Annotated in this window: 21 protein-coding genes; 8 read left to right on the forward strand and 13 right to left on the reverse strand. The window is 44.2% G+C overall.

Annotated features, from left to right (window positions below; translation table 11 throughout):
• Positions 1 to 119: 119 nt before the first annotated feature.
• The 3 genes from JHD45_RS07450 to JHD45_RS07460 are packed head-to-tail and all read right to left on the reverse strand — an operon-like array spanning position 120 to position 2,139.
• Positions 120 to 440 (reverse strand): AzlD domain-containing protein, encoded by a 321-nt coding sequence (locus JHD45_RS07450; RefSeq protein WP_199475882.1) that lies wholly within the window; start codon positions 438 to 440, stop codon positions 120 to 122.
• The gene (locus JHD45_RS07455) at positions 437 to 1,171 is read right to left on the reverse strand and encodes an AzlC family ABC transporter permease (protein ID WP_199475883.1); all 735 of its coding nucleotides are present in this window, start codon (positions 1,169 to 1,171) and stop codon (positions 437 to 439) included. The genes JHD45_RS07450 and JHD45_RS07455 overlap by 4 nt, the downstream gene beginning before the upstream one ends.
• The gene (locus JHD45_RS07460; RefSeq protein WP_199475884.1) at positions 1,168 to 2,139 is read right to left on the reverse strand and encodes a bifunctional helix-turn-helix transcriptional regulator/GNAT family N-acetyltransferase; all 972 of its coding nucleotides are present in this window, start codon (positions 2,137 to 2,139) and stop codon (positions 1,168 to 1,170) included. The genes JHD45_RS07455 and JHD45_RS07460 overlap by 4 nt, the downstream gene beginning before the upstream one ends.
• A gap of 242 nt (positions 2,140 to 2,381) precedes the next feature.
• On the opposite strand from JHD45_RS07460, the gene queC reads away from it, so the two are divergent.
• The 4 genes from queC to JHD45_RS07480 all read left to right on the forward strand — a co-directional run bounded on the left by queC (position 2,382) and on the right by JHD45_RS07480 (position 5,183).
• Positions 2,382 to 3,041 (forward strand): 7-cyano-7-deazaguanine synthase QueC, encoded by a 660-nt coding sequence (queC, locus tag JHD45_RS07465; protein ID WP_199475885.1) that lies wholly within the window; start codon positions 2,382 to 2,384, stop codon positions 3,039 to 3,041.
• Between the two features lie 162 nt (positions 3,042 to 3,203).
• The gene (queE, locus tag JHD45_RS07470; protein WP_199475886.1) at positions 3,204 to 3,854 is read left to right on the forward strand and encodes a 7-carboxy-7-deazaguanine synthase; all 651 of its coding nucleotides are present in this window, start codon (positions 3,204 to 3,206) and stop codon (positions 3,852 to 3,854) included.
• Positions 3,855 to 3,897: 43 nt separating this feature from the next.
• The gene (locus tag JHD45_RS07475) at positions 3,898 to 4,401 is read left to right on the forward strand and encodes a peptidylprolyl isomerase (protein WP_199475887.1); all 504 of its coding nucleotides are present in this window, start codon (positions 3,898 to 3,900) and stop codon (positions 4,399 to 4,401) included.
• The gene (locus JHD45_RS07480; RefSeq protein ID WP_199475888.1) at positions 4,401 to 5,183 is read left to right on the forward strand and encodes a UDP-2,3-diacylglucosamine diphosphatase; all 783 of its coding nucleotides are present in this window, start codon (positions 4,401 to 4,403) and stop codon (positions 5,181 to 5,183) included. Before JHD45_RS07475 ends, JHD45_RS07480 begins: the two co-directional genes overlap by 1 nt.
• Positions 5,184 to 5,354: 171 nt before the next feature.
• Here the strand turns inward: JHD45_RS07480 and JHD45_RS07485 are convergent, their stop codons facing one another.
• Together JHD45_RS07485 and JHD45_RS07490 are read right to left on the reverse strand one after the other, a co-directional pair.
• Positions 5,355 to 5,657: a hypothetical protein gene (locus JHD45_RS07485; protein WP_233407678.1), complete on the reverse strand. Its 303-nt coding sequence runs from the start codon at positions 5,655 to 5,657 to the stop codon at positions 5,355 to 5,357.
• A 182-nt stretch (positions 5,658 to 5,839) separates the two neighbouring features.
• Positions 5,840 to 6,457, reverse strand: coding sequence for a tRNA-(ms[2]io[6]A)-hydroxylase (locus JHD45_RS07490; protein ID WP_199475889.1), 618 nt, complete (start codon positions 6,455 to 6,457; stop codon positions 5,840 to 5,842).
• A 177-nt stretch (positions 6,458 to 6,634) separates the two neighbouring features.
• On the opposite strand from JHD45_RS07490, the gene JHD45_RS07495 reads away from it, so the two are divergent.
• Both JHD45_RS07495 and acnB read left to right on the forward strand, forming a co-directional pair.
• Positions 6,635 to 8,389 carry a formylglycine-generating enzyme family protein gene (locus tag JHD45_RS07495; RefSeq protein ID WP_199475890.1) on the forward strand — a complete coding sequence of 585 codons (1,755 nt, stop codon included), beginning with the start codon at positions 6,635 to 6,637 and terminating at the stop codon, positions 8,387 to 8,389.
• Between the two features lie 197 nt (positions 8,390 to 8,586).
• Positions 8,587 to 11,190, forward strand: coding sequence for a bifunctional aconitate hydratase 2/2-methylisocitrate dehydratase (gene acnB, locus JHD45_RS07500; protein WP_199475891.1), 2,604 nt, complete (start codon positions 8,587 to 8,589; stop codon positions 11,188 to 11,190).
• Between the two features lie 587 nt (positions 11,191 to 11,777).
• Here the strand turns inward: acnB and hpf are convergent.
• The 7 genes from hpf to leuC all read right to left on the reverse strand — a co-directional run bounded on the left by hpf (position 11,778) and on the right by leuC (position 18,329).
• Positions 11,778 to 12,170 (reverse strand): ribosome hibernation-promoting factor, HPF/YfiA family, encoded by a 393-nt coding sequence (gene hpf / locus JHD45_RS07505; protein ID WP_199475892.1) that lies wholly within the window; start codon positions 12,168 to 12,170, stop codon positions 11,778 to 11,780.
• A gap of 280 nt (positions 12,171 to 12,450) precedes the next feature.
• Positions 12,451 to 12,816: a GFA family protein gene (locus JHD45_RS07510; protein WP_199475893.1), complete on the reverse strand. Its 366-nt coding sequence runs from the start codon at positions 12,814 to 12,816 to the stop codon at positions 12,451 to 12,453.
• 84 nt (positions 12,817 to 12,900) lie between these two features.
• Complete coding sequence (locus JHD45_RS07515) at positions 12,901 to 13,590, reverse strand: hypothetical protein (RefSeq protein WP_199475894.1); 690 nt, start codon at positions 13,588 to 13,590, stop codon at positions 12,901 to 12,903.
• Positions 13,591 to 13,867: 277 nt separating this feature from the next.
• Positions 13,868 to 14,986 (reverse strand): aspartate-semialdehyde dehydrogenase, encoded by a 1,119-nt coding sequence (gene asd / locus JHD45_RS07520; protein ID WP_199475895.1) that lies wholly within the window; start codon positions 14,984 to 14,986, stop codon positions 13,868 to 13,870.
• Positions 14,987 to 15,060: 74 nt separating this feature from the next.
• Positions 15,061 to 16,152 (reverse strand): 3-isopropylmalate dehydrogenase, encoded by a 1,092-nt coding sequence (leuB, locus tag JHD45_RS07525; protein WP_199475896.1) that lies wholly within the window; start codon positions 16,150 to 16,152, stop codon positions 15,061 to 15,063.
• 89 nt (positions 16,153 to 16,241) lie between these two features.
• Positions 16,242 to 16,892, reverse strand: a complete 651-nt coding sequence (gene leuD / locus JHD45_RS07530; RefSeq protein ID WP_199475897.1) for a 3-isopropylmalate dehydratase small subunit — start codon at positions 16,890 to 16,892, stop codon at positions 16,242 to 16,244.
• A 9-nt stretch (positions 16,893 to 16,901) separates the two neighbouring features.
• Positions 16,902 to 18,329 carry a 3-isopropylmalate dehydratase large subunit gene (leuC, locus tag JHD45_RS07535; protein ID WP_199475898.1) on the reverse strand — a complete coding sequence of 476 codons (1,428 nt, stop codon included), beginning with the start codon at positions 18,327 to 18,329 and terminating at the stop codon, positions 16,902 to 16,904.
• 93 nt (positions 18,330 to 18,422) lie between these two features.
• Here leuC and JHD45_RS07540 point away from each other — a divergent pair, with 93 nt between their 5' ends.
• Together JHD45_RS07540 and JHD45_RS07545 are read left to right on the forward strand one after the other, a co-directional pair.
• Positions 18,423 to 19,301, forward strand: a complete 879-nt coding sequence (locus JHD45_RS07540; RefSeq protein ID WP_199475899.1) for a LysR family transcriptional regulator — start codon at positions 18,423 to 18,425, stop codon at positions 19,299 to 19,301.
• 166 nt (positions 19,302 to 19,467) lie between these two features.
• Positions 19,468 to 21,099: an alpha-amylase family glycosyl hydrolase gene (locus JHD45_RS07545; protein WP_199475900.1), complete on the forward strand. Its 1,632-nt coding sequence runs from the start codon at positions 19,468 to 19,470 to the stop codon at positions 21,097 to 21,099.
• Between the two features lie 100 nt (positions 21,100 to 21,199).
• On the opposite strand, the gene JHD45_RS07550 is transcribed toward JHD45_RS07545, so the two are convergent.
• Positions 21,200 to 22,264, reverse strand: a complete 1,065-nt coding sequence (locus tag JHD45_RS07550; RefSeq protein WP_199475901.1) for an AI-2E family transporter — start codon at positions 22,262 to 22,264, stop codon at positions 21,200 to 21,202.
• Positions 22,265 to 22,274 lie beyond the last annotated feature (10 nt).

Below are 22,274 nucleotides of genomic sequence, written 5' to 3' on the forward strand. Positions count from 1 at the left end.
TAACAATAATTGTTACTTTGATCGCCAAGTATATATTATTTAGGTTTCCCTTGGATATTGAGCGTAAAATCTTTTTGTCTCTTTTTCTTCGGGTAACTTATTGACGAGCCCCCTCTTTCTTACCAATACTTCGCCACAAAAAATACCAGCACTCCAACGACAATAGTCAACAGCTGATGCTGACGCCAAACCCCCACAGTAAACGCTGCAATGGCTCCTAACAGCCAAGGATTATCCAGCGAAATATCTAGATGCTTGTTTGGCATTAAAACCATGGGCGTGATAATCGCAGTCAACACAGCCACAGGCACAAACTTCAATGCTTTCTCAACAAAAGCAGGCATAACAACCTTATCTGCTCGAGCAAACAAGACAAAACGCACTCCAAAAGTCACTATAAACATACCAGCAATAATCAAAACATAATCGGGCAATGTCATGATTTCACCTCCTGAACACCTTTATCATTTTGTGACGCAGGCTTCACCATTACATCCGCGACAACGCCCATCAAAACACCAATTAATGCAGACACCAGCAAACCTAAATTATTGGGTAACCCAGATAACAAAATGGAAGATCCCCCCGCACAGACAAGACACAACCAAAACGACTTGTGCTTTAAATAAGGAGTAATAATGCCAATAAAAGTGGCGACCATCGCGAACTCTAATCCCCAGTCGCTCATTCCCGGAATCAGTTCACCCGTTAAAATCCCCAGCAGTGTGGTCAGATTCCACATGACATAAAACGATAAAAAAGACCCCAGATACACTTTATAGCCTGTGGCTTCGTTGACAGCCCCCACTGAATACATTGGTCGAACCGCCGCATAAGTCTCATCAATGAGTCCAAAGCCCATAATAAAGCGTATGGGTAGGGGCAAATGACGAACAAATTTCACCATGTCAGCGGCATACAAGAGGTGACGTAGATTAACGATAAAAGTCGTTGAAACAATGACCCAGATAGGCGCATGTAGGGCAATTAACCCAAGGGCAACAAACTGAGCAGACCCTGCAAACACAATAGCCGACATCGCAATGGCAAACCAAGGACTCAAACCATGACTAGATGCTAGAGAACCAAATAACAAACCGAACGGTATACCTCCAACAATCATTGGAATGGAAGCAACAAAACCACGGCGCATTTCCTTAAAGGTACTCATATATGATCACCCAATGATTTTTCCATATAGACATCCGCCCTTTCATATGGAGAAGCGTAAGGAAAGGCTTTTTCCACAAAGCCATTTTTGTCGTAGAGTCGTCGTGCCGCCGTCAAACAAGATGCAGTCTCTAACGTCAACTTAGACAGATGATTATGTTCAGCAAACTCAAACACCTGAGACAATAACCCTTGGGCAACCCCCTTTCCTTGGCAATGTTCCGCTACGCCTAACTTACATACCTCACCACTGCGCTTGTTACTGGATGAAGTGTCATGGGATGGCACAAAGGCTATGGCGCCAACAACAGAGTCAAATGTTGGCGTCTTTCTTATGGCTACCCAAACCCTACCACCTTTATCAATAATTTCTCGTTGTGGATGACTCAGTAACTCATGATCCTTCTCTGTTATCTGATCAGGAAAATAGCGTTTTAACCATGCCATATTTAGGTCATAAAAGGCTCGCTCATATTTTTTTGCAAGCGGCACAATCGCAATTGTCCCCAAACGATCCATGACTTTATCCGCAAGACTGCCACTAAAGAGTTGTTTCTCCAGTTCAGATAACCCCTCCATAAAGTGGCTACTTGAAAAATTCGTCATATTTTCTATGACCACTTTCATTTCTTCTAGAATTGGCTCTACCCGCTGCATTGCCTGGATACCATGTTCTGATAGCTTCAATAAAGAGCGTCGCTGGTCTTGAGTATCAAGGGTTTTCTCAAGCAAGCACTCCTTTGTCATTTTGGTAACTTGCTTGCTGACAGCGGGATGACTAAGCCTTAGCCTTTCGGCAATTTCAACGACCGATAACCCACCGACATGCTGTAACAAGCGAAGAATCGGAAAATACGTCGACGATATAGGGATATCGCACTGCAAATAAATCGATTGAACCTCACTAAACAGATCATCACTTAGCCTCTTTAGACGACTCCCTAAGGTTAATACACCAAATTGCTCCACTTTCGCCCCCTCCAGCTTACCAACAACATAATCGACTTAGCGTCATATCAAAAAATACGTAACCAGTTACGCAAATAATTTACCTTAACTCTTTCGAGCTTTCAACATCTGTTTTTTTCAATTGAATTTTTCATGATTTCTAGTTCGATTTATCGGCCTTCTGCTATAATCCGCGCCCTTATTACCCATGCTTAGGTAATAAGCCAATACTCTCATCACCCAAGTAATTAGAGGTAACAGATATGTCAGAAAAAGCCGTCGTGGTGTATTCCGGGGGAATGGACTCATTTACCGTTCTCAATACCGCACTTCAAAGCGGACTAGAGGTTTACGCCCTATCTTTTAATTACGGACAAAAACACAGCAAGGAACTACAAGTCGCCGCACAAGTTTGCAGCGAATTGCAGGTGCCTCACAAAATCGTCGATATCACGGCAATTAATAGTTTAATGGCTAACTCCTCTCTCACCAGTGATGAAGACATTCCAGAAGGTCATTATGAAAGTGACAATATGAAATCCACCGTGGTCCCTAATCGTAATATGGTATTACTCTCTATGGCGATTGCTTATGCGGTTTCATTGGAAGCAGGTAAAGTATACTATGGCGCTCACTCGGGTGATCACCATATTTATCCTGACTGTCGCCCTAAATTTGTCGCGGCCATGAATGCCGTTTCTAGCATTGCCAATTACCAACCCGTTGAAATTGTCACTCCATTTTTGCATTCGTCCAAAGGCGACATTTTAAAAGCGGGATTAGCGATGAATTTAGATTACGCTAAAACATGGACTTGCTATAATGGCCGAGAAAAATCCTGTGGCAAATGTGGTGCCTGTAACGAACGACTAGAAGCGTTTGCAGAACAAGGCAAGACAGACCCACTGGAATATGAAGCCTAAGTGTTCATCAACATACGTTAATGACTCACTTACCCTGATTTTAGTCTGCTTGTGTCGGTTGTGACTGGCTTTTGTTCCACAAATTCCCAGCACATCGATAACATAACAACTAAAGTGAACCCTTACCTCGAACTGTTTTTCGAGACGTAACTGGTGTAACACATGTACTCAATTAAAGAAGCCTTTTATTCATTGCAAGGCGAAGGAGCGCACGCTGGCCGTCCAGCTCTATTTTGCCGATTTACTGGCTGTAATTTATGGTCAGGACAAGAGAAAACCCGCGCACAGTCTGACTGCCAGTTCTGCGACACCGATTTCATCGGCACTGATGGCCAAAACGGTGGAAAATTTAAAACGGCAGAACAATTACGCGAACACATCGACGCCCTATGGCCCACTGGTCAAGCACACAAATACGTTGTTTTTACGGGGGGCGAACCCGCGCTACAGCTTGATGAAGCACTCATTGCAGAAATGAAGCAGTATGGCTATACCATAGCCATTGAAACCAATGGCACGCTTCCACTACCACAAGGCATTGATTGGATATGTGTCAGCCCCAAAACGACGAAACCGCTAGTAGTCACCAAAGGCAGTGAACTCAAGCTGGTGTACCCACAAACACACATCACCCCAGAGTTATTTGAAGGCTTGGATTTTACACATTTTTATCTACAACCTATGGACCAAAGCCACTTAACAACCGACCAAATTCCACTAATTGACACCCAACAAGCCACATTACACTATTGTTTAGCACATCCACTGTGGCGTCTCAGCCTACAAACACATAAAATGCTTAATATCGATTAAACATTGAATACGATTTTCTTTTTATCAAGATAAGGAATTATAAATGATCATTTTACATACCAACTTCGGCGACATTCATGTTGAGCTGGATTACGAAAAAGCCCCAAAAACAGCAAAAAACTTTGAAGATCATGTGGTAGCAGGCCACTACAATGGCGTGATTTTTCACCGCGTCATTAACGGCTTTATGGTACAAGCAGGAGGGTTTGAACCAGGCATGACGCAAAAAGAATCGAAACCCTCGATTGAGAACGAAGCTGACAATGGCTTGGAAAACCTAACTGGCACACTTGCGATGGCCCGCACGATGGATCCCCATTCCGCTTCAACACAATTCTTCATCAACGTAAGCGATAACAAATTCCTCAATCACCGCAGCAAATCAGCCGACGGTTGGGGTTATGCGGTATTTGGTAAAGTCACTGCGGGTATGGACATCGTTAACAAGATCAAAGAAGTCAAAACCACTGTGAAAGCAGGCCACCAAGATGTGCCTGTCGAAGACGTCATCATCGAAAAAGCGGAATTGGTTAAAAGCGAGGGCTAATGACTCGTTACTTTATATCCGATCTGCACCTTTACGACAAACGTCCGGATTTAATCCGCGCGTTTGTTCGTATGTTGCAAGAAATCGCCGACAAACACACAAACAGCGATGCCAGTCTCTATATATTGGGTGATCTCTATGAAGCTTGGATCGGCGACGATTATCAAGCTGACTGGAACACCCCAATCAAACAGGCTCTTCGTAGTCTGTCAGATAAAGGCATAGGGTTATATTTTATTCATGGCAATCGTGACTTTTTGATCGGGAATACTTGGTGTCAGGAAGTTGGCGCAACACTACTCAGTGAGCAAACGCTAATAAAACAAGATAACCACTCTATTCTTCTCACTCATGGTGATGAATACTGTCAAGAAGATATTGAGTATCAAAAGCTTCGCGCTATGGTCCGATCCTCACAGTGGCAAACTCAAGTACTCTCCATGTCGCTGGAACAACGACTCGCACTAGCGGAACAATTACGCAATGACAGCAAAAGCATGTCATCAGACAAATCGTTCAGCATCACAGATGTCACGGAAGCTCATGTTGCTCAATCTATAAAAGAGCACCATGCTAACCTTCTTATCCATGGACATACCCATCGCCCAGCACTCCACATCCTCACGGATTATAGCCGTTGTGTATTGGGAGACTGGGATGATTGTGTTTGGTTAGCCACCCTAGACGATCAAGCCTACGTACAAGCTAACGCTAATCTAGAGGATTTTTTAGCCAATGGCCTGAGCGCCTTAAAAAACGTTCACACCCAACCATTAGGCTAATATACTCAACAGCATTGGAGCCAATTGCGAGTTAACATAACGAATTAGCCATTGGCGCCGAAAACAAAAACGCCCAACTGTTTCAAGTTGGGCGTTTTTAATTCATATAAATTTATTATCAGCAAGCCAATCAGAACAAGATGCTCCGTTTGGACAATGCGACCAGATGATTTAATTGAGATGAAGCAGCTCCTTTACCCATTGAGTTTCAGCGCCTTTTCGCAAACGTGAAAATTCTAAATGACGCTCGTGTAATAAAGCTACGGCTCGAAAAAAAGCATTATTCACGACGACTGGATTAAGTTCAACGCCATAGGTTTGCCACCAATGTTGTTGAGCTTTGCTGGTTAATAGTTGATACAAATAATCCAATTCCACAGACCCTTGATATACCTTATCAAGGTTTATCATTTGATCGTTCTTTGATAATTCCAATGCTAACCAATAGGTAACATCTGGCAATTGCTCACTCATTTGCATACCCATCATTCACCTCTTCAATCATCAGCTGTTACACCGATAAGTCTAGCACCCTAAACTCAAATACCTAGTATGAATATGAAATGCTTTGTAGCCTTTCGTAATAACAAAAACAGCCGCTACACCTTGTGTATTAGTGCAATTACCATATATCTTATTCCGCCATACTGCCCTTTTTAGGCGGCAGCAACCATCGGCGGGCCACTATGAACACGAAATTCCTCATCAGGTTCAATGATTAAAGCATGTTCTAATTTACGGAAAAATTCAACGCGTTCTGTAATCGGTTCGCCTGCATATTCTTCTGCTAAAGCCAAATAATCTTCAAAGTGACGAGCCTCTGATTTAAGCAAGGATTGATAAAACTTAGACAGCTCTGCATCCAAATGGGGGGCCAGCACAGCAAAACGTTCGCAAGAACGCGCCTCTACAAAGGCGCCAATAATTAAAGTGTCAACCAGACGAGCCGGCTCATGAGTTCGAATATGTTTTCGCAAACCATCCGCGTAGCGAGATGCCGTTAAATGCTCATAGGCAACATCACGCTTACGCATCAATTTATGCACCTGCTCAAAATGCAATAATTCTTCACGGGCTAAGCGAGACATTTTATGCAGCAAATTATCACGATCCACATAGCGATACATTAAACTCATTGCCGTTGAGGCAGCTTTTTTTTCGCAGTGTGCATGATCATTTAACAGCAGCGATTGGTTTTCAAGAGCCCAATTCACCCAGGCATCAGGGGAGCGACAGGGAAGAAAAGCCACAAGCTCAGGATACGCAGATAACATTACTCTACCTTTTCATCTTAAAAAACGGGATTATACTAGGGAAAGGATGGATAAGTCTTCTAACTCTCAGTCTCTAATAGCAATTCTCATAAAAGATGAGACAATAAAAGCGTTAGTCACCTTCCCTCATCGTATACACATAGGCAGTATTGTCTTGATTTGGACATCAAACGATTAATGATAGAATTCTACGACATAAATAAATTAAAAATCGGCCAGCATGTTGGCGTAGAACTGGATCCTTATGTTTTAAATTACCCAACCAGTAAGAATAAAGCATCTTGGGTTGCGGATCATGGTGGAAGATCCTTTGTCATTCGATTTTATGAAAAAGATCGCGGTAAGGTTGACGACTTTGTCCAAAATGCACGCAAATACGCCCAGCTAAAACACCCAGCGATTACCCCAAATTACCCACCTTTCTATTCCAAGCTATGGGTATTTTCTTGCTCCGCCGTGTGTGGTGGCGAGAGCTTGTACAGTTTTTTAGGCAAATACCCTGATGGCGCTCCCTTAAACGTGGTCGTCAGCCTATTTGACACCATTGCCAAAGCCCTAGATCAGATTCATGCAAAAAGCTTTTTCCACGGCCACTTGGATTTAAGTGCCATTCAAGTGGTGAATGGCATCGGTATCATGACTGGTGTTGGCGCGCATCACTGGATGGAAAGCATCACCAATAACGAAATGGACCCGAGGCTATTTCCACCTGAGTATCTGAAAAAGACACAAAATCGCTCCCCTATTTCAGATCGTTATTGCTTTATGCGCCTACTAATGGCGGCGTTATTAGGTGAGTCCATTTTAGATAAAACTCAGCCCAGCCAACTACCCAACTCTCATCCGTATCTGAGTAATGACACTTGGAAAAAACTCAAAAACTGGACTCGCAGTTCAGAGCGTCATCGCCCGAAGTCCTTAGTGGAAGTCATGCGTTTATTGCGGGCAAACCTATACCGACCAGAAGTTGCCGAAGAAAAGACTCCGCCAAAAGATCGTAGACGTTCGCTCTTATTGGCACGTAAAAATATACTGATCGCAGCGGGCCTGATCACCTCAGTCGCCTTTGCGTCCTGGATATTATGGCCTGAAGAGCCCACACCGAAACCCATTATTGCTCAAGCAGAAACACCCAAAGAAAAAACACCTGAAGAATTATTCAATGCCCTACCACAAGTTCTACAGGAACCATTAAAAGACGGCGGAAAAGCGCCTAAAGTCGAGAAAATTGCCCCTTCGACCTTTTTAATGGGAGATCAGCAACACATAGGCGACGATAATGAAAGGCCCGTTCATGAAGTGAAGATTCCGAAGGGCTTTTATATGAGCAAATATGAAGTCACTTTTGAACAATATGATCGCTTTGCCAAAGCAACAGGGCGACCACTTCCCCCTGATAATGGCTGGGGACGAGGCAATCGCCCCGTGATTAATGTCAGCTGGTACGATGCAAAGGCCTATGCGGCATGGCTATCGGAACAAACGGGGCAAGAGTACCGATTACCGACAGAAATAGAGTGGGAGTATTCAGCCAGAGCCAACTCCAATACCAGCTATTGGTATGGCAACAAAGTCAAAGCCGGCTACAGTGTGTGTGACAGCTGCGGCAGCCAATGGGACGGGGTATCAACCGCGCCAGTCGGTAGCCAAGCTAGCAACCCATTTGGGCTATATGACATGCTTGGTAATGTGGCTGAGTGGGTAGAAGACTGTTACCACAAAAATTATGACGGCGCGCCAACCAGTAACCAGGTCTGGTTATCAAACAAATGCGATAGCCGCGTACTGCGCGGTGGTTCATGGTTTGACATTCCAAGAGTGGGTCGTAGCTCTACCCGATATCGTGCGCAACCTAAACTCAAAGCCAGCAACTGGGGGTTCCGTGTCGTGCGTGTTATTCCAGATTCCGCCCTAACCCCTAAATCAGAATAATTCCGCTAAATGTCACCTATTCGAAATTATTATGGGACTTATTAAGCCTTTAGCCTATTTTTTATATAAAATGAAAATACGCCAAAGGATTAAATTTCTATTGTGTTCAGATCATTTAATAATGAATTATCTGAACTTACGCCTCAACGCATCGGTTACAAGATATACACTGATGTAAAAACCTAAGGGGAACTATTGTGTTAGAAGCATACCGTAAACATGTCGAGGAACGCGCTCAACAAAGCATTCCACCGACACCTCTCGATGCAGAACAAACCTCTGCTTTGATCGAGCTACTTAAGAATCCACCAGCAGGTGAAGAAGAATTTATTCTTGATCTTCTTAAAAATCGCGTGCCAGCTGGTGTGGACGAAGCTGCTTACGTTAAAGCAGGCTTCTTAGCTGCCATCACAAAAGGCGAAGCAACTTCTCCACTGATTGACAAAAAATTGGCTACTGAGATTCTTGGCACTATGTTAGGTGGTTACAACATTCAACCACTTATCGAATGCCTTGAGATCGAAGAGCTTGCCCCTATTGCAGCAAAAGCCTTGTCTCACACATTGTTAATTTTTGATGCTTTCCACGATGTGGAAGAAAAATCAAAAGCAGGCAACGAATTCGCTAAGCAAATCATCCAATCTTGGGCTGACGGCGAATGGTTCACTGCCAAGAAAAAGCTGGAAGAAAAGATTACGCTTACCGTTTTCAAAGTACCAGGTGAAACCAACACTGACGACCTATCACCTGCGCCAGATGCTTGGTCTCGCCCAGACATCCCACTGCATGCTAACGCCATGTTAAAAATGGCCCGTGATGGCATCACACCCGATGTGGATGGCGAAATCGGACCAATCAGCAAAATCCTAGAATTGAAAGAAAAAGGCTATCCTTTAGTTTACGTTGGCGATGTTGTGGGGACAGGCTCTAGCCGTAAGTCAGCGACCAACTCTGTGCTATGGCACATGGGCGATGACATTCCTTTCATCCCAAACAAACGTGCTGGTGGCGTATGTATTGGTAGTAAAATCGCTCCTATCTTCTTCAACACCATGGAAGATGCTGGCGCCCTACCCATCGAAATGGACGTTGATAAAATGGATATGGGCGATGTCATCGACATCTACCCATACGAAGGCGTGGTGAAAAAACACGACTCTGACGAAGTGATCAGCACGTTCTCGTTGAAAACTCAAGTATTGCTAGACGAAGTCCGTGCTGGCGGCCGTATTCCTCTGATCATTGGCCGCGGTTTAACCACCAAAGCGCGCGAATCACTAGGTCTTGGTGCGACTGACCTGTTCACACTTCCAGGTGCCGTTGCCGATTCCGATAAAGGCTTCACGCTTGCTCAGAAAATGGTTGGTAAAGCCTGTGGTCTTCCTGGTGTTCGTCCAAACTCTTACTGCGAACCTAAGATGACAACCGTCGGTTCTCAAGATACGACTGGCCCAATGACTCGTGACGAACTAAAAGACTTGGCTTGCCTAGGCTTTACGTCTGATCTTGTTATGCAGTCTTTCTGCCACACTGCAGCATACCCAAAACCAGTCGACGTAACGACTCACCACACCCTTCCTGATTTCATCATGAACCGTGGTGGTGTATCACTGCGCCCAGGTGACGGTATCATCCACTCTTGGTTGAACCGTATGTTACTGCCTGACACAGTGGGCACGGGTGGTGACTCTCATACCCGCTTCCCGCTAGGTATCTCTTTCCCAGCAGGTTCTGGTTTGGTTGCTTTCGCGGCAGCAACAGGTGTCATGCCTCTTGATATGCCTGAGTCTGTCCTAGTTCGCTTTAAAGGCAAAATGCAACCAGGTATCACACTACGTGACCTAGTCCATGCAATTCCTTACCAAGCCATCAAAGAAGGCTACCTAACCGTTGAGAAGAAAGGTAAGAAAAACATCTTCTCCGGCCGTATCCTAGAAATCGAAGGTCTTGAGCATCTAACAGCTGAACAAGCGTTTGAATTGTCTGACGCCTCTGCTGAGCGTTCTGCTGCGGGTTGTACTATCAACCTATCTGAAGAATCAGTTGCTGAATATCTAAAATCTAACATCGTCATGTTACGTTGGATGATTTCTGAAGGTTACGGTGATGCTCGTACCCTTGAACGCCGTGCGAAAGCCATGGAAGAATGGCTGGCTAACCCAAGTCTAATGCGTGCTGATGCGGATGCTGAATACGCAGCCGTTATCGAAATCGACCTAGAAACCATCAAAGAACCCGTTCTTTGTGCACCAAACGATCCTGATGACGCTCGTCTGCTTTCTGACGTTCAAGGTGAGAAAATCGACGAAGTCTTCATTGGTTCTTGTATGACGAACATCGGCCACTTCCGTGCCGCTGGTAAGCTTCTAGACGCCGCTGGTAAAGTGGTTCCAACTCGCCTATGGGTTGCACCACCAACCAAGATGGACGCTGAGCAATTGACCGCTGAAGGCTACTACAGCATCTTCGGTAAAGCCGGTGCTCGCATGGAAATGCCTGGTTGTTCACTTTGTATGGGTAACCAAGCACGTGTTGCCGAGAAGTCCACTGTGGTTTCTACCTCAACACGTAACTTCCCTAACCGCCTTGGTAATGGCGCAAACGTATTCCTAGCATCAGCAGAGCTTGCTGCGGTTGCCTCTCTACTAGGCAAACTACCAACGCCTGAAGAGTACTTAGAGTACGCGAACAAGATTAACAGCATGTCTGCTGAAGTCTACAAGTACCTAAACTTCGACAAAATGGGCGAGTACGTGAAAAAAGCATCTAGCGTTATTGCGACAGATGCAACAACTGCTTAAACCAGCTTAGACAAGTGTTAAAAAGCCGATGTAGAGCAATCTACATCGGCTTTTTTATTTCTTCCGACATATTTAAGAAGTGTTTAGAGCCTTACGCACACAATCTTAGAAAGGAAATTTTAGACATAAAAAAACCCCAACGATTCATTCAAACCATTGGGGTTGTTGCCTTTTTATGATATCTGCATGCTTTATTAGCAAACCCAAATCGGTCCACGGTGCAACAGTACTTATATTTAATACAAAAATCAGACCAACTTTGAAAGATTACCAAAAAATACCCTCAAACAGGTAACGCTTCCTTGAAATAAGCATCACAACATTAACAAAAGCGACTGTCTGGGCCTTAGCATCACAATAACTATTAACAGAACGCCCTACTTTTAAAGAGCAAACACACTTAGTCGCCCTAAAACCAAACGTTAGCCCGCTAAAACGCACCATTTTAGATCAAACGCTCGCCGTAATACTGTTTTAGGATAAAAGACAAAGAATAGATAACAAAAAGCCCCGCTTAGCGAGGCTTAGGTTTGTTGACACTCACCTTAAGATCATTAAAAGGTAAAGTGAAGGATAATGACCAATATTTAAATAACTTCCCTTTCCACTAATTCGTCAAACTCAGCTTGTTGCTCCCTTTCTCCAATACTCTCCACGTCTTCTGCATTAATATGATGCTGACGACCCGCATGTTTGGTTTTATGTTTCACTAACTGCTTTTCTAATTTAGCGACCAATGCGTCTAATGCAGGTTTTAATTGTTGCTCGTTTTTCACCGTGGCAAAAAGGTCATGACCAGGAATATGCACACTGGCTTCCACTATCAAACGATGTATCTCATGCTTTTCTGTATTTAATATCACTTTAATACTAGTGATTTGTTGATTAATGCGGGCCAAATGATCCATTTTCTCTTTAACTAACTGCTGAACTTCTTCGCCAGATTGTACGTGGTGACCGCTAATGTTTAATGTATACATAGAGAATTTCCTTCATTTTTATTGGAAAGCTGTTTTGTAAAAAAGTCGTCTTGGTTCCTTATGTTAGGTAGATAGTAATAACCTATGGACTATTGCGATGAATTTCAATCCTAAATTTGTAAATTGTTTCACAAGTTTGATAACAAATTTGTCACAACAATGAGTTAGGTCACACCAGTGTCAACATAGCCTTACTTGTCCGCATAAAAAAAGCATGAGCAAACAGAAAATGCTTAAAACAGGTCCCAGCAATTCCCTACTTTTATACGAAACAGCACCATTAACAACCCACCCCACGCTGCTTCAAAGCAACCGATGCGCCATCTATTTTACGAACAGGAATACGTGAAAGCACATCACTTTCCGCCATTCTCATATTAATGGCCAAAATAGTATCTGGGCATTTCTCTGTTGTCACATAATGAGTTAAGCAGCCACAGCAATCACAGCGGTGGAATTCAACCTCTTGATCCCCCCAACAATAGAAAACAGTCTTCACTTTACTGTTGATTTGAACCTGTTCGGGAGGAAAATACGCCCAAGCAGCAGCATAACGTCGACAAATAGAGCAATTACACACCCCCACTTCGTCGGGCATAGTGCTGAACTCCAAACTGACATTGCCACAATGACACGTTAACAACATTATTCGATCTCTTTGTGCTCTACACCTCTTTATCGAATAAACAACTGGTAGCCTTAACCACACAAGAGGTATAGAAAAATAAGGCTAACCCTCTTCATCCGCATGGGACACGGCATCAAAACTTTCCACTTGCTCAAAGCTTTCCATCCAAAAATAGGAACTAACCAAGCTAAATTGACGAGCTAAACCTTCATCCATTACTTGCTTCAACTGCCAAACGAGGCCGGGGGCCTCGGGGAACTGTGGCCCTTTGATTTGGTCTTCATATAAACGATTGATCAGAGCATCATCACCCTGCCCATTGGCTAATAAACGCACGATGGAAGAATGCAGCGACTCATCAAAAATCGTCATGTCCTCAACATGCTCTGCTGTCACCGTCATCTTTAGTTCAACACCAGTAGGACGTGCAAAGGTTCCATTAAAGGCTTCACGCAATAAACCGTAAGCATTAAAGAAACGCTCGTGCAACATGCAGTCTGGGTACTCTTCCCATGAACGATCATCAACCATATCGTGGCTGACTTGGTCTATTTTGCCTTTTTCTAGTTCTGGAAATAAATGTACCAACACAGCCTTTGCCGCATCTGCAGGCCCAAGATCGTTTAACGACATCAGACACATCTCACGGAGCTCAGCCGCGTCCATTTTGTCTACATCATCCTCAAAGTCCATAATACTCAAAAGATCGCGATAATCTTGGTCAGACCAAGCACCTTGAATCTGACTTACTTTACGAAAGGAATCAATTTGAACGGAAAACTTAGCTTGCATTTAGCACTCCTATTTGAACGCCAATATTGCAAAAAAATAACACAAATAGGCGTTATCATTAGCCAATAAAGACCTTTAAAAATGAACAGGCCGAGCAACCAATGTACAGGGAGTGACAGCAATATGCTATCCACTGGAGAAAATGATTTTTAGGGAACGTTTTGCATACTGCGGAGTTCTGTTTACAACAATGAATATGAAATATACGGACGCCCAGACACAAAAAACCCGCTTTAAAAAGCGGGTTTTTAAGAATCAACTCGCTATTCAAGAACGATTAATCTTCTAGCAAGATGCGCAACATACGACGAAGTGGCTCTGCCGCCCCCCAAAGTAGTTGGTCACCCACTGAGAAAGCACTGATGTATTCAGGCCCCATATTCAGCTTACGAATACGACCAACTGGTATGTTAAGTGTGCCAGTGGCAACCGTTGGTGTTAAGCCTTTCATTGTTGCTTCTTTATCATTTGGCACTACGTTCACCCAGTCGTTATGCTGGGCCAGAATACCTTCGATATCAGCAACCGGAATGTCTTTGTTCAGCTTGATGGTAAAGGCTTGGCTATGGCAGCGCATGGCACCGATACGAACACACAAACCATCAACTGGAATAGGCGCACCAGTATTCCCTAAAATTTTGTTGGTTTCTGCTTGGGCTTTCCACTCTTCGCGGCTTTGGCCATTTTCAAGCTGAGAATCAATATAAGGAATCAGTGAGCCCGCTAGTGGCACACCAAATTGATCGACTGGCATGGAGCTGGAACGCATTTGCTCTGCAACTTTACGATCAATCTCTAGAATTGCGCTCGCCGGATCCGCTAACTCAGACGCAACAGAGCCATGCAATAATCTCATTTGATTGATCAACTCACGCATGTGTCGAGCACCACCGCCAGACGCAGCCTGATAAGTCATGGAGGTCATCCATTCAATATGGCCTTTTTCAAACAGACCACCCAATGCAAGCAGCATCAATGATACCGTACAGTTACCGCCAATAAAGGTTTTTACACCATCTTTCAAACCTTGTTGGATGACCTTTTGGTTGACTGGATCCAATACAATGATAGCGTCTTTATCCATACGCAATGAAGACGCCGCATCAATCCAGTAACCTTGCCAACCAGCATTACGCAACTGAGGGTAAATGGCCTTGGTGTAATCGCCGCCTTGACAGGTAATAATCACATCCATTTTCTTCAAAGACTCAATATCGTTCGCGTCTTGAAGCAATGAAATGTCTTTACCAATATCTGGGCCAGCTTGACCCGTTTGCGACGTGGAAAAGAAAACAGGCTCGATCAAATCGAAATCTTTCTCTTCACGCATACGTTGCATCAACACGGAACCAACCATTCCGCGCCAACCGACTAAACCTACAGTGTGTTTTGACATGGTTTTAAACCCTTTTATTGGTGGGGCCACTCATACCAAGAGCAGTATCCCAAGTTAATGCCTAATCCTTTTGATTAGGCTTTCAATCCAACAGCCAATGCGTCAAGTACCGCATCACCCATTGCTTTTGTGCTAACCGTTTCACATCCTTCAGACGCAATGTCTGATGTCCTCAATCCCAGATCAAGAACACGGCTCACTGCCGCCTCGATGGCATCCGCTGCCTCTTTTGCATCCAAAGAGTAGCGCAACATCATAGCAACAGAAAGGATCGTCGCCAACGGGTTTGCGATACCTTTTCCTGCAATATCGGGAGCAGAACCGTGACAGGGTTCATACATACCACGCCCCTCTGCATTCAAAGAAGCCGATGGTAGCATTCCAATAGAGCCCGTTAGCATCGCCGCCGCGTCCGACAAAATATCGCCAAACATGTTCCCTGTTACCATAACATCAAACTGCTTAGGTGCGCGAACCAACTGCATAGCCGCATTGTCTACCAGCATATGTGTTAGCTCCACATCTGGGTATTCTTTTGCCACTTCCTCCATGATTTCTTTCCAAAGTACAGTCACTTCCAATACATTGGATTTATCGATAGAGCAAACGCGTTTGCCACGCTGACGTGCTGCCTCAAAAGCGGAACGACCGATACGACGAATTTCAGACTCACTGTAAACGTAAGTATTAAATCCCTGACGCTCACCATTTTCTAGCGTACGAATACCTCGTGGTTGACCAAAATAAATACCACCCGTTAATTCCCGAACGATTAAGATATCTAAACCTGCCACGATTTCAGGCTTCAAACTAGATGCCCCTGCCAATTGAGGGTAAAGAATTGCAGGACGTAGATTCGAAAACAATTCAAGATTAGAGCGCAAACCCAGCAACCCTTTTTCAGGACGAACCGCCATGTCCAACTTATCCCATTTAGGCCCACCGACTGCTCCCAATAAAATGGCATCCGCCGCTTTTGCTTTGGTCAAAGTGGACTCTGGAAGAGGTGTGCCCGTCTCGTCATATGCCGTCCCACCCACTAACGCACTTTCGTGAGTGATATCTAAATGAAAAGCCTCATTGACCGCATCCAATACACGAACGGCCTGCTCAACGATTTCAGGACCAATGCCATCACCGGGCAAAATTAATACATTCTTAGCCATTTTCTTATCCTCAATTCTTTAAAATCAGCCTTCACAAAACGCTTTGTGAAGGCTAAAAACACGATTCAAAACACAATCAGCCCGCGATACTACTCGCCACGCGATAAGAACAACCAAGGGGCATTTGCCATGCGTTTTTCTTCAAAACGGCGGATGCTGTCTTCGTTTTGCAATGTCAGACCAATATCATCCAGACCATTTAATAAGCAATGCTTACGGAAGGTATCCACTAAAAACTCAAATACCTCACCAGAAGGTGAAGTCACTGTTTGAGCTTCAAGGTCAACAATCACTTCCGCGCCTTTTTTAGCGGTCACCTCAGCGAACAATTGGTCCACTTCTTCTGACGCCAAGACAATGGGCAATAAACCATTTTTAAAACAGTTATTGTAGAAAATATCGGCAAAGCTTGGGGCGATAATGGCTCGAAAACCGTAATCATCCAATGCCCAAGGCGCATGTTCACGGCTGGAACCGCATCCAAAATTTTGTCGAGCCAATAACACGCTTGCCCCTTGATAACGGGGTTGGTTTAAAACAAACTCTTCACGAATCGGACGACCATCACACTCCTGATCAGGCTTACCTTCATCTTCATAACGCAGCTCATCAAATAAATTTTTACCAAATCCTGTACGCTTGATGGATTTCAAGAACTGCTTTGGAATAATCATATCGGTATCAACGTTTGCCAAATCCAAAGGAGCGGCTAACCCTGTATGTTTCGTAAAAGGACGCATGCTGTTCTCCTAGTGTTTAACAAACTCATTAACATCAACAAAATGGCCAGCGATGGCCGCGGCAGCCGCCATGGCAGGACTCACCAAATGGGTACGACCACCAAAGCCTTGTCGACCTTCAAAGTTACGGTTAGAAGTGGAAGCACAGTGCTCACCAGCCCCTAATTTGTCCGCATTCATAGCCAAACACATGGAGCAACCTGGCTCACGCCATTCCAACCCTGCGGCTTCAAATATCTTGTCTAAACCTTCCTTTTCTGCCTGCGCTTTAACCAAACCAGAACCCGGTACCACAATGGCTTGCTTCAAGGTCGGCGCCACTTTACGGCCTTTCACCACGTCAGCTGCGATGCGTAAATCTTCAATACGTGAATTCGTACAAGAACCAATAAACACACGATCTAATACCACATCAGACAACATGGTTTTGCCTTCTAATCCCATGTACTTCCAAGCACGGGCGTAACCTTCTTTTTTCACTGGGTCTTTTTGATCTTCTGGACGAGGAATTGGCTCATCAATGGCGATAACCATTTCTGGCGACGTGCCCCATGTGACTTGCGGCTTGATGTCTTCAGCTTTGATAACGACGACTTCGTCAAACTGTGCGTCTTTGTCAGACACTAGGTCTTTCCAAGCCTCAACCGCCATGTCCCAATGCTCTCCTTTTGGTGCATAAGGACGCCCTTTTACGTATTCTATGGTGGTGTCATCGACTGCAATCAATCCGACACGAGCACCAGCCTCAATGGCCATATTACATACTGTCATGCGGCCTTCCATTGATAAAGACTGGATACCTGTACCACCAAATTCGATGGCGTATCCTGTTCCTCCAGCCGTACCAATGGCACCAATAATCGCCAGAACAACATCTTTCGCAGACACCCAAGGCGAGAGTTCACCGTCAACACGCACAAGCATATTGCGGCTTTTCTTTTGTACTAAGCATTGCGTGGCTAATACATGTTCCACTTCAGAGGTGCCAATACCGTGTGCTAACGCACCAAACGCACCGTGAGTAGATGTATGAGAGTCACCACAAACAACCGTCATACCTGGTAACGTCGCGCCTTGTTCTGGCCCAACAACGTGCACGATACCTTGACGAATGTCCTTCATGTTGAATTCAGTGATACCGAATTCTTGGCAATTGTCATCCAATGTAGTGACTTGGATTTTAGAAACAGGATCTTCAATCCCATTAACACCGTTAACACGCTCGTTTTTGGTGGTTGGAACGTTGTGATCCGGTGTTGCTAGACTAGATGATACACGCCAAGGCTTACGACCAGCCAATCGCAAACCTTCAAACGCTTGCGGTGACGTTACTTCATGAAGTAGCTGTAAATCAATATAAATCAACGCACTACCATCATCACGTTGCTGTACAAGGTGGCTATCCCACAACTTGTCATAAAGGGTTTTGGCTGACATAACTTCTCTCCTAAATATCCTGTTGAAGTATCCTAGAACTTTTGTTCAAATTACTCAAATTCATAATTTTCATGGTTTGGATAATATTTAAGAATGCTAGATATTGCAGAACTTCTCACCTTTATAAAAGTGGCTGAAACAAAGTCTTTCTCGGAAGCGGGTTTAGCTCTATTTATTACACAACCAGCCGTGAGTAAACGCATCGCAGCACTTGAAAGTAGCCTCGAAACCAAGCTGTTTGACCGTATTGGAAAACAAGTCCAACTAACAGAAGCAGGCGTCAGGCTTCTGCCTAAAGCACGTAAAATTGTAGAGGATTTACAAGATATAAAGCGAAGCATGACACTACAAATGGAAGACGTCAGCGGTGAACTCAGAATCGCCATCAGTTACCATATTGGATTAAGAAGACTTCCCCCTTTATTAAAACGCTTTCAGGAGAATTTTCCTAACGTACAACTGGAAATTGACTTCACCCAATCCGAAGATGCTTACCAGCAAGTATTAAAAGGCTTGACGGAAATTGGTATCATCACGCTATCAGACAAAGAAAATCACTTAATTGAGGCCATTCCTATTTGGTCAGACCCATTGACCTGTGTTGTCAGCAAAGACCATCCATTAGCTAACATAGAGAATGTTAGCCTAGAAGACCTTGCCCATCATGCCTGCGTATTACCCAACGAAAATACCTTTACCAGACTCATTGCAGAGCGCGCCTTTGGCAAACAAGGTCTTAAACCCAAAGTGCGCATGAATACCAACAACTTTGAAACACTCGCCATGCTCGTTCACATCGGCTGGGGATGGTCTATGCTCCCCTCCACACTCGTAACTGACGAACTGGTAATACTTCATCATGCAGACTTGAATGTGGAAAGACGGCTAGGCATTATCCACCACAAACAACGCACCTTAAGTCGTGCTGGGCAAGCGTTTATCGATCTACTAAAAACAGCTCAAGGAAATTAAACTACACCGACAAGAGGCCTAAGATGCACAAAACATTCAAAAGAGGGAAATCGCACGCCAAGTACAACAGTTTGGCAAGATCTATGCTTAAATAATAAACAACTTTAGTGTAAAGCAAGCCCTAAGAAACAAGCACCTGAATGATATCTCATTAAACGAGGTTGGTATGGAAAACAAAATCGAGTGGTGGCGCGGCGCGGTAATCTACCAAATTTATCCGCGTAGTTTTTTTGATGCAAATAACGATGGAATCGGAGACCTTCCAGGTATCACCCAAAAAATAGACTACATTGCATCGTTAGGTGTCGATGCTATTTGGCTATCACCTTTTTTTACCTCTCCTATGAAAGACTTCGGTTACGATGTATCGGATTACTGTGATGTAGATCCTATCTTCGGCACACTCAAAGACTTTGACGATCTTGTGGCAGAAGCGCACAAACACGGTTTAAAAGTTATGATAGACCAAGTGCTTAATCATACCTCCGACCAACACCCTTGGTTCGAAGAGTCAAGGCAAAGCCATGACAACGACAAGGCAGATTGGTATGTCTGGGCCGATGCCAAACCAGACGGCACCGTACCAAACAACTGGCTTTCCGTTTTTGGTGGCCCCGCGTGGCATTGGGATAGTCGCCGCAAACAATATTACTTGCACAACTTTTTAGATAGTCAACCTGACTTAAATTTTCACAACCCAGACGTAGTCGATGCCATTTTAGCGACGGTAGAATTTTGGCTAAAACGCGGTGTTGATGGCTTTCGCCTTGATACAGCCAACTACTATTACCACGATCTCGAACTACGTGATAACCCTGCTAAAGAAGAGATTGTCGAAGGCAGTATCGGTGTACGGCTAGACAACCCCTATGCCTATCAGCAACACCTATATGATAAGTCACGACCTGAAAATATAGCCTTCTTACAACGTCTACGGGCACTACTCGATCAATATCCACAAACCACCACGGTTGGCGAAGTAGGCTGCGACTTTTCACTTAAGACCATGGCAGCTTACACTCAAGGCAATGATAAACTGCACATGTGCTATTCCTTTGATTTATTAACCCATGATTCCTCTATGGGACATATCCGGCACACCATGGAAACCATTGAAGCAGGATTAGGGGATGGCTGGCCTTGTTGGTCTATCGGCAATCACGATGTGGAACGAGTAGCCACCCGCTGGGGTAAAAACAAGCATATGCCTAATCAGAGCAAGGCCTACATGACCATGCTGCTTTCGTTACGCGGTAGTATTTGCTTGTATCAAGGAGAAGAGCTGGGACTGCCGGAAGCAGAATTAACCTATGAACAACTGGTTGATCCTTACGGCATCAATTTTTGGCCTGAGTTTAAAGGCCGTGATGGCTGTCGAACCCCTATGCCGTGGACTAATACGCCACTAGGCGGCTTTACCAGTAACACGTCTCCTTGGCTCCCCGTGGCGGAAAGCCATTTGCCCCTCGCCATCGAAGAACAAGAAGGTACACGCTCTTCCATTCTGCATGCGTATCGAGATTTTTTACATTTAAGACGCGGACATCCTGAGCTGATTCACGGCGACATTGAGTTTTTATACCATGATGTGTCTACCCTGACTTTTTTGCGAAGTTATAACGGAAAATCTTTGTACATAGCAATCAATACCGCCGAACAATCGAAAATTGTTTCTTGTCATTTTTCATTAACACCGCTGGTATTACCTGAAGCCATTCCAGCTGGGTACATTGAAAACGGACAAATCGTCCTGCCAGCCTTCTCAGTATTTATCGGTTGTGTCATGGATACTGAATAATCAATAAAAAGTCCGCACCAGAAACAAAAAAACGCCGTTCATAGTGAATGGCGTTTTTTATTACATAACAGATTTAAACAACAGTCCAATCAAACCAGCCTTATAAAGAAGGCAGCTCGTTTTGTCTTGGCCAAGCATTAATAATCGCTTTGACTAAAGTTGCCAATGGAATCGCAAAGAAAATCCCCCAAAAACCCCAAATACCGCCGAAAAACAATACCGCCAAGATAATGGCTAGCGGATGTAAGTTTACGGCTTCAGAAAAAAGCAAAGGAACTAGAATATTGCCGTCTAACCCTTGAACAACCAAGTAAGCAATCACCAAATACCAGAAATCACTGCTCGCACCGTATTGATAAAAAGCCACGACAACAACAGGAATGGTCACAGCCGCCGCACCAATGTAAGGAATCAGTACGGATAAGCCGACAAGCAAAGCCAACAACTGAGCATACTTCAACCCCATAATGGCAAAAACAATATAGGTAAAAACAGCAACGACAATCATTTCGATGACTTTGCCACGAATGTAATTGGCAATTTGTTCATTCATTTCATTGGCGATATTACGCAACATACGACGCTCTTTTGGCAACCAAGAGGTCATATAACCTAGTATCTCTTTCTGATCTTTTAATAAAAAGAACATCACCAGTGGCACTAAAATAAAATAGATCACAATGGAGAATAAAGAAGGGATGCTGGCAATGGAATATGACACAATCCACTGGCCCACGCTGGCAAACTCCGTGGCCAAAGAATTAACCACCTCATCAATAGCGCTTTGGCTAACCAGCGCGGTATGGCCTTGCGCAAAGGTTTCGATAGCCTGTTGAATCACCCCAATCATACGAGGTAAGTCATTCACAAAACGAACCGCTTGTTCCCAAATAATGGGAACCATAATGCCGATAAACGCCACACAGCTTGCCAAGAAAGACAAAAAGACAATTACCACTGACCAGGTATGACTGACGCCAAGACGCTTGATCCGCTCAACGGCTCCTTGTAATAAAAATGCCAGTACTATCGCGATTAAAACCGGCGCTAAAATTCCTCCCCAAAAAGCGAGAACACAGAGCGTCCCAATCAATAACAGTAGGAAGACCACAACCTCTTCATTGGAGAAGTAACGCTTAATCAGAGTATCTACAATTTTAAACATATCTGGTCCG

It is taken from the genome of Marinomonas spartinae (assembly GCF_016461715.1).
Lineage (GTDB): Bacteria > Pseudomonadota > Gammaproteobacteria > Pseudomonadales > Marinomonadaceae > Marinomonas > Marinomonas spartinae_A.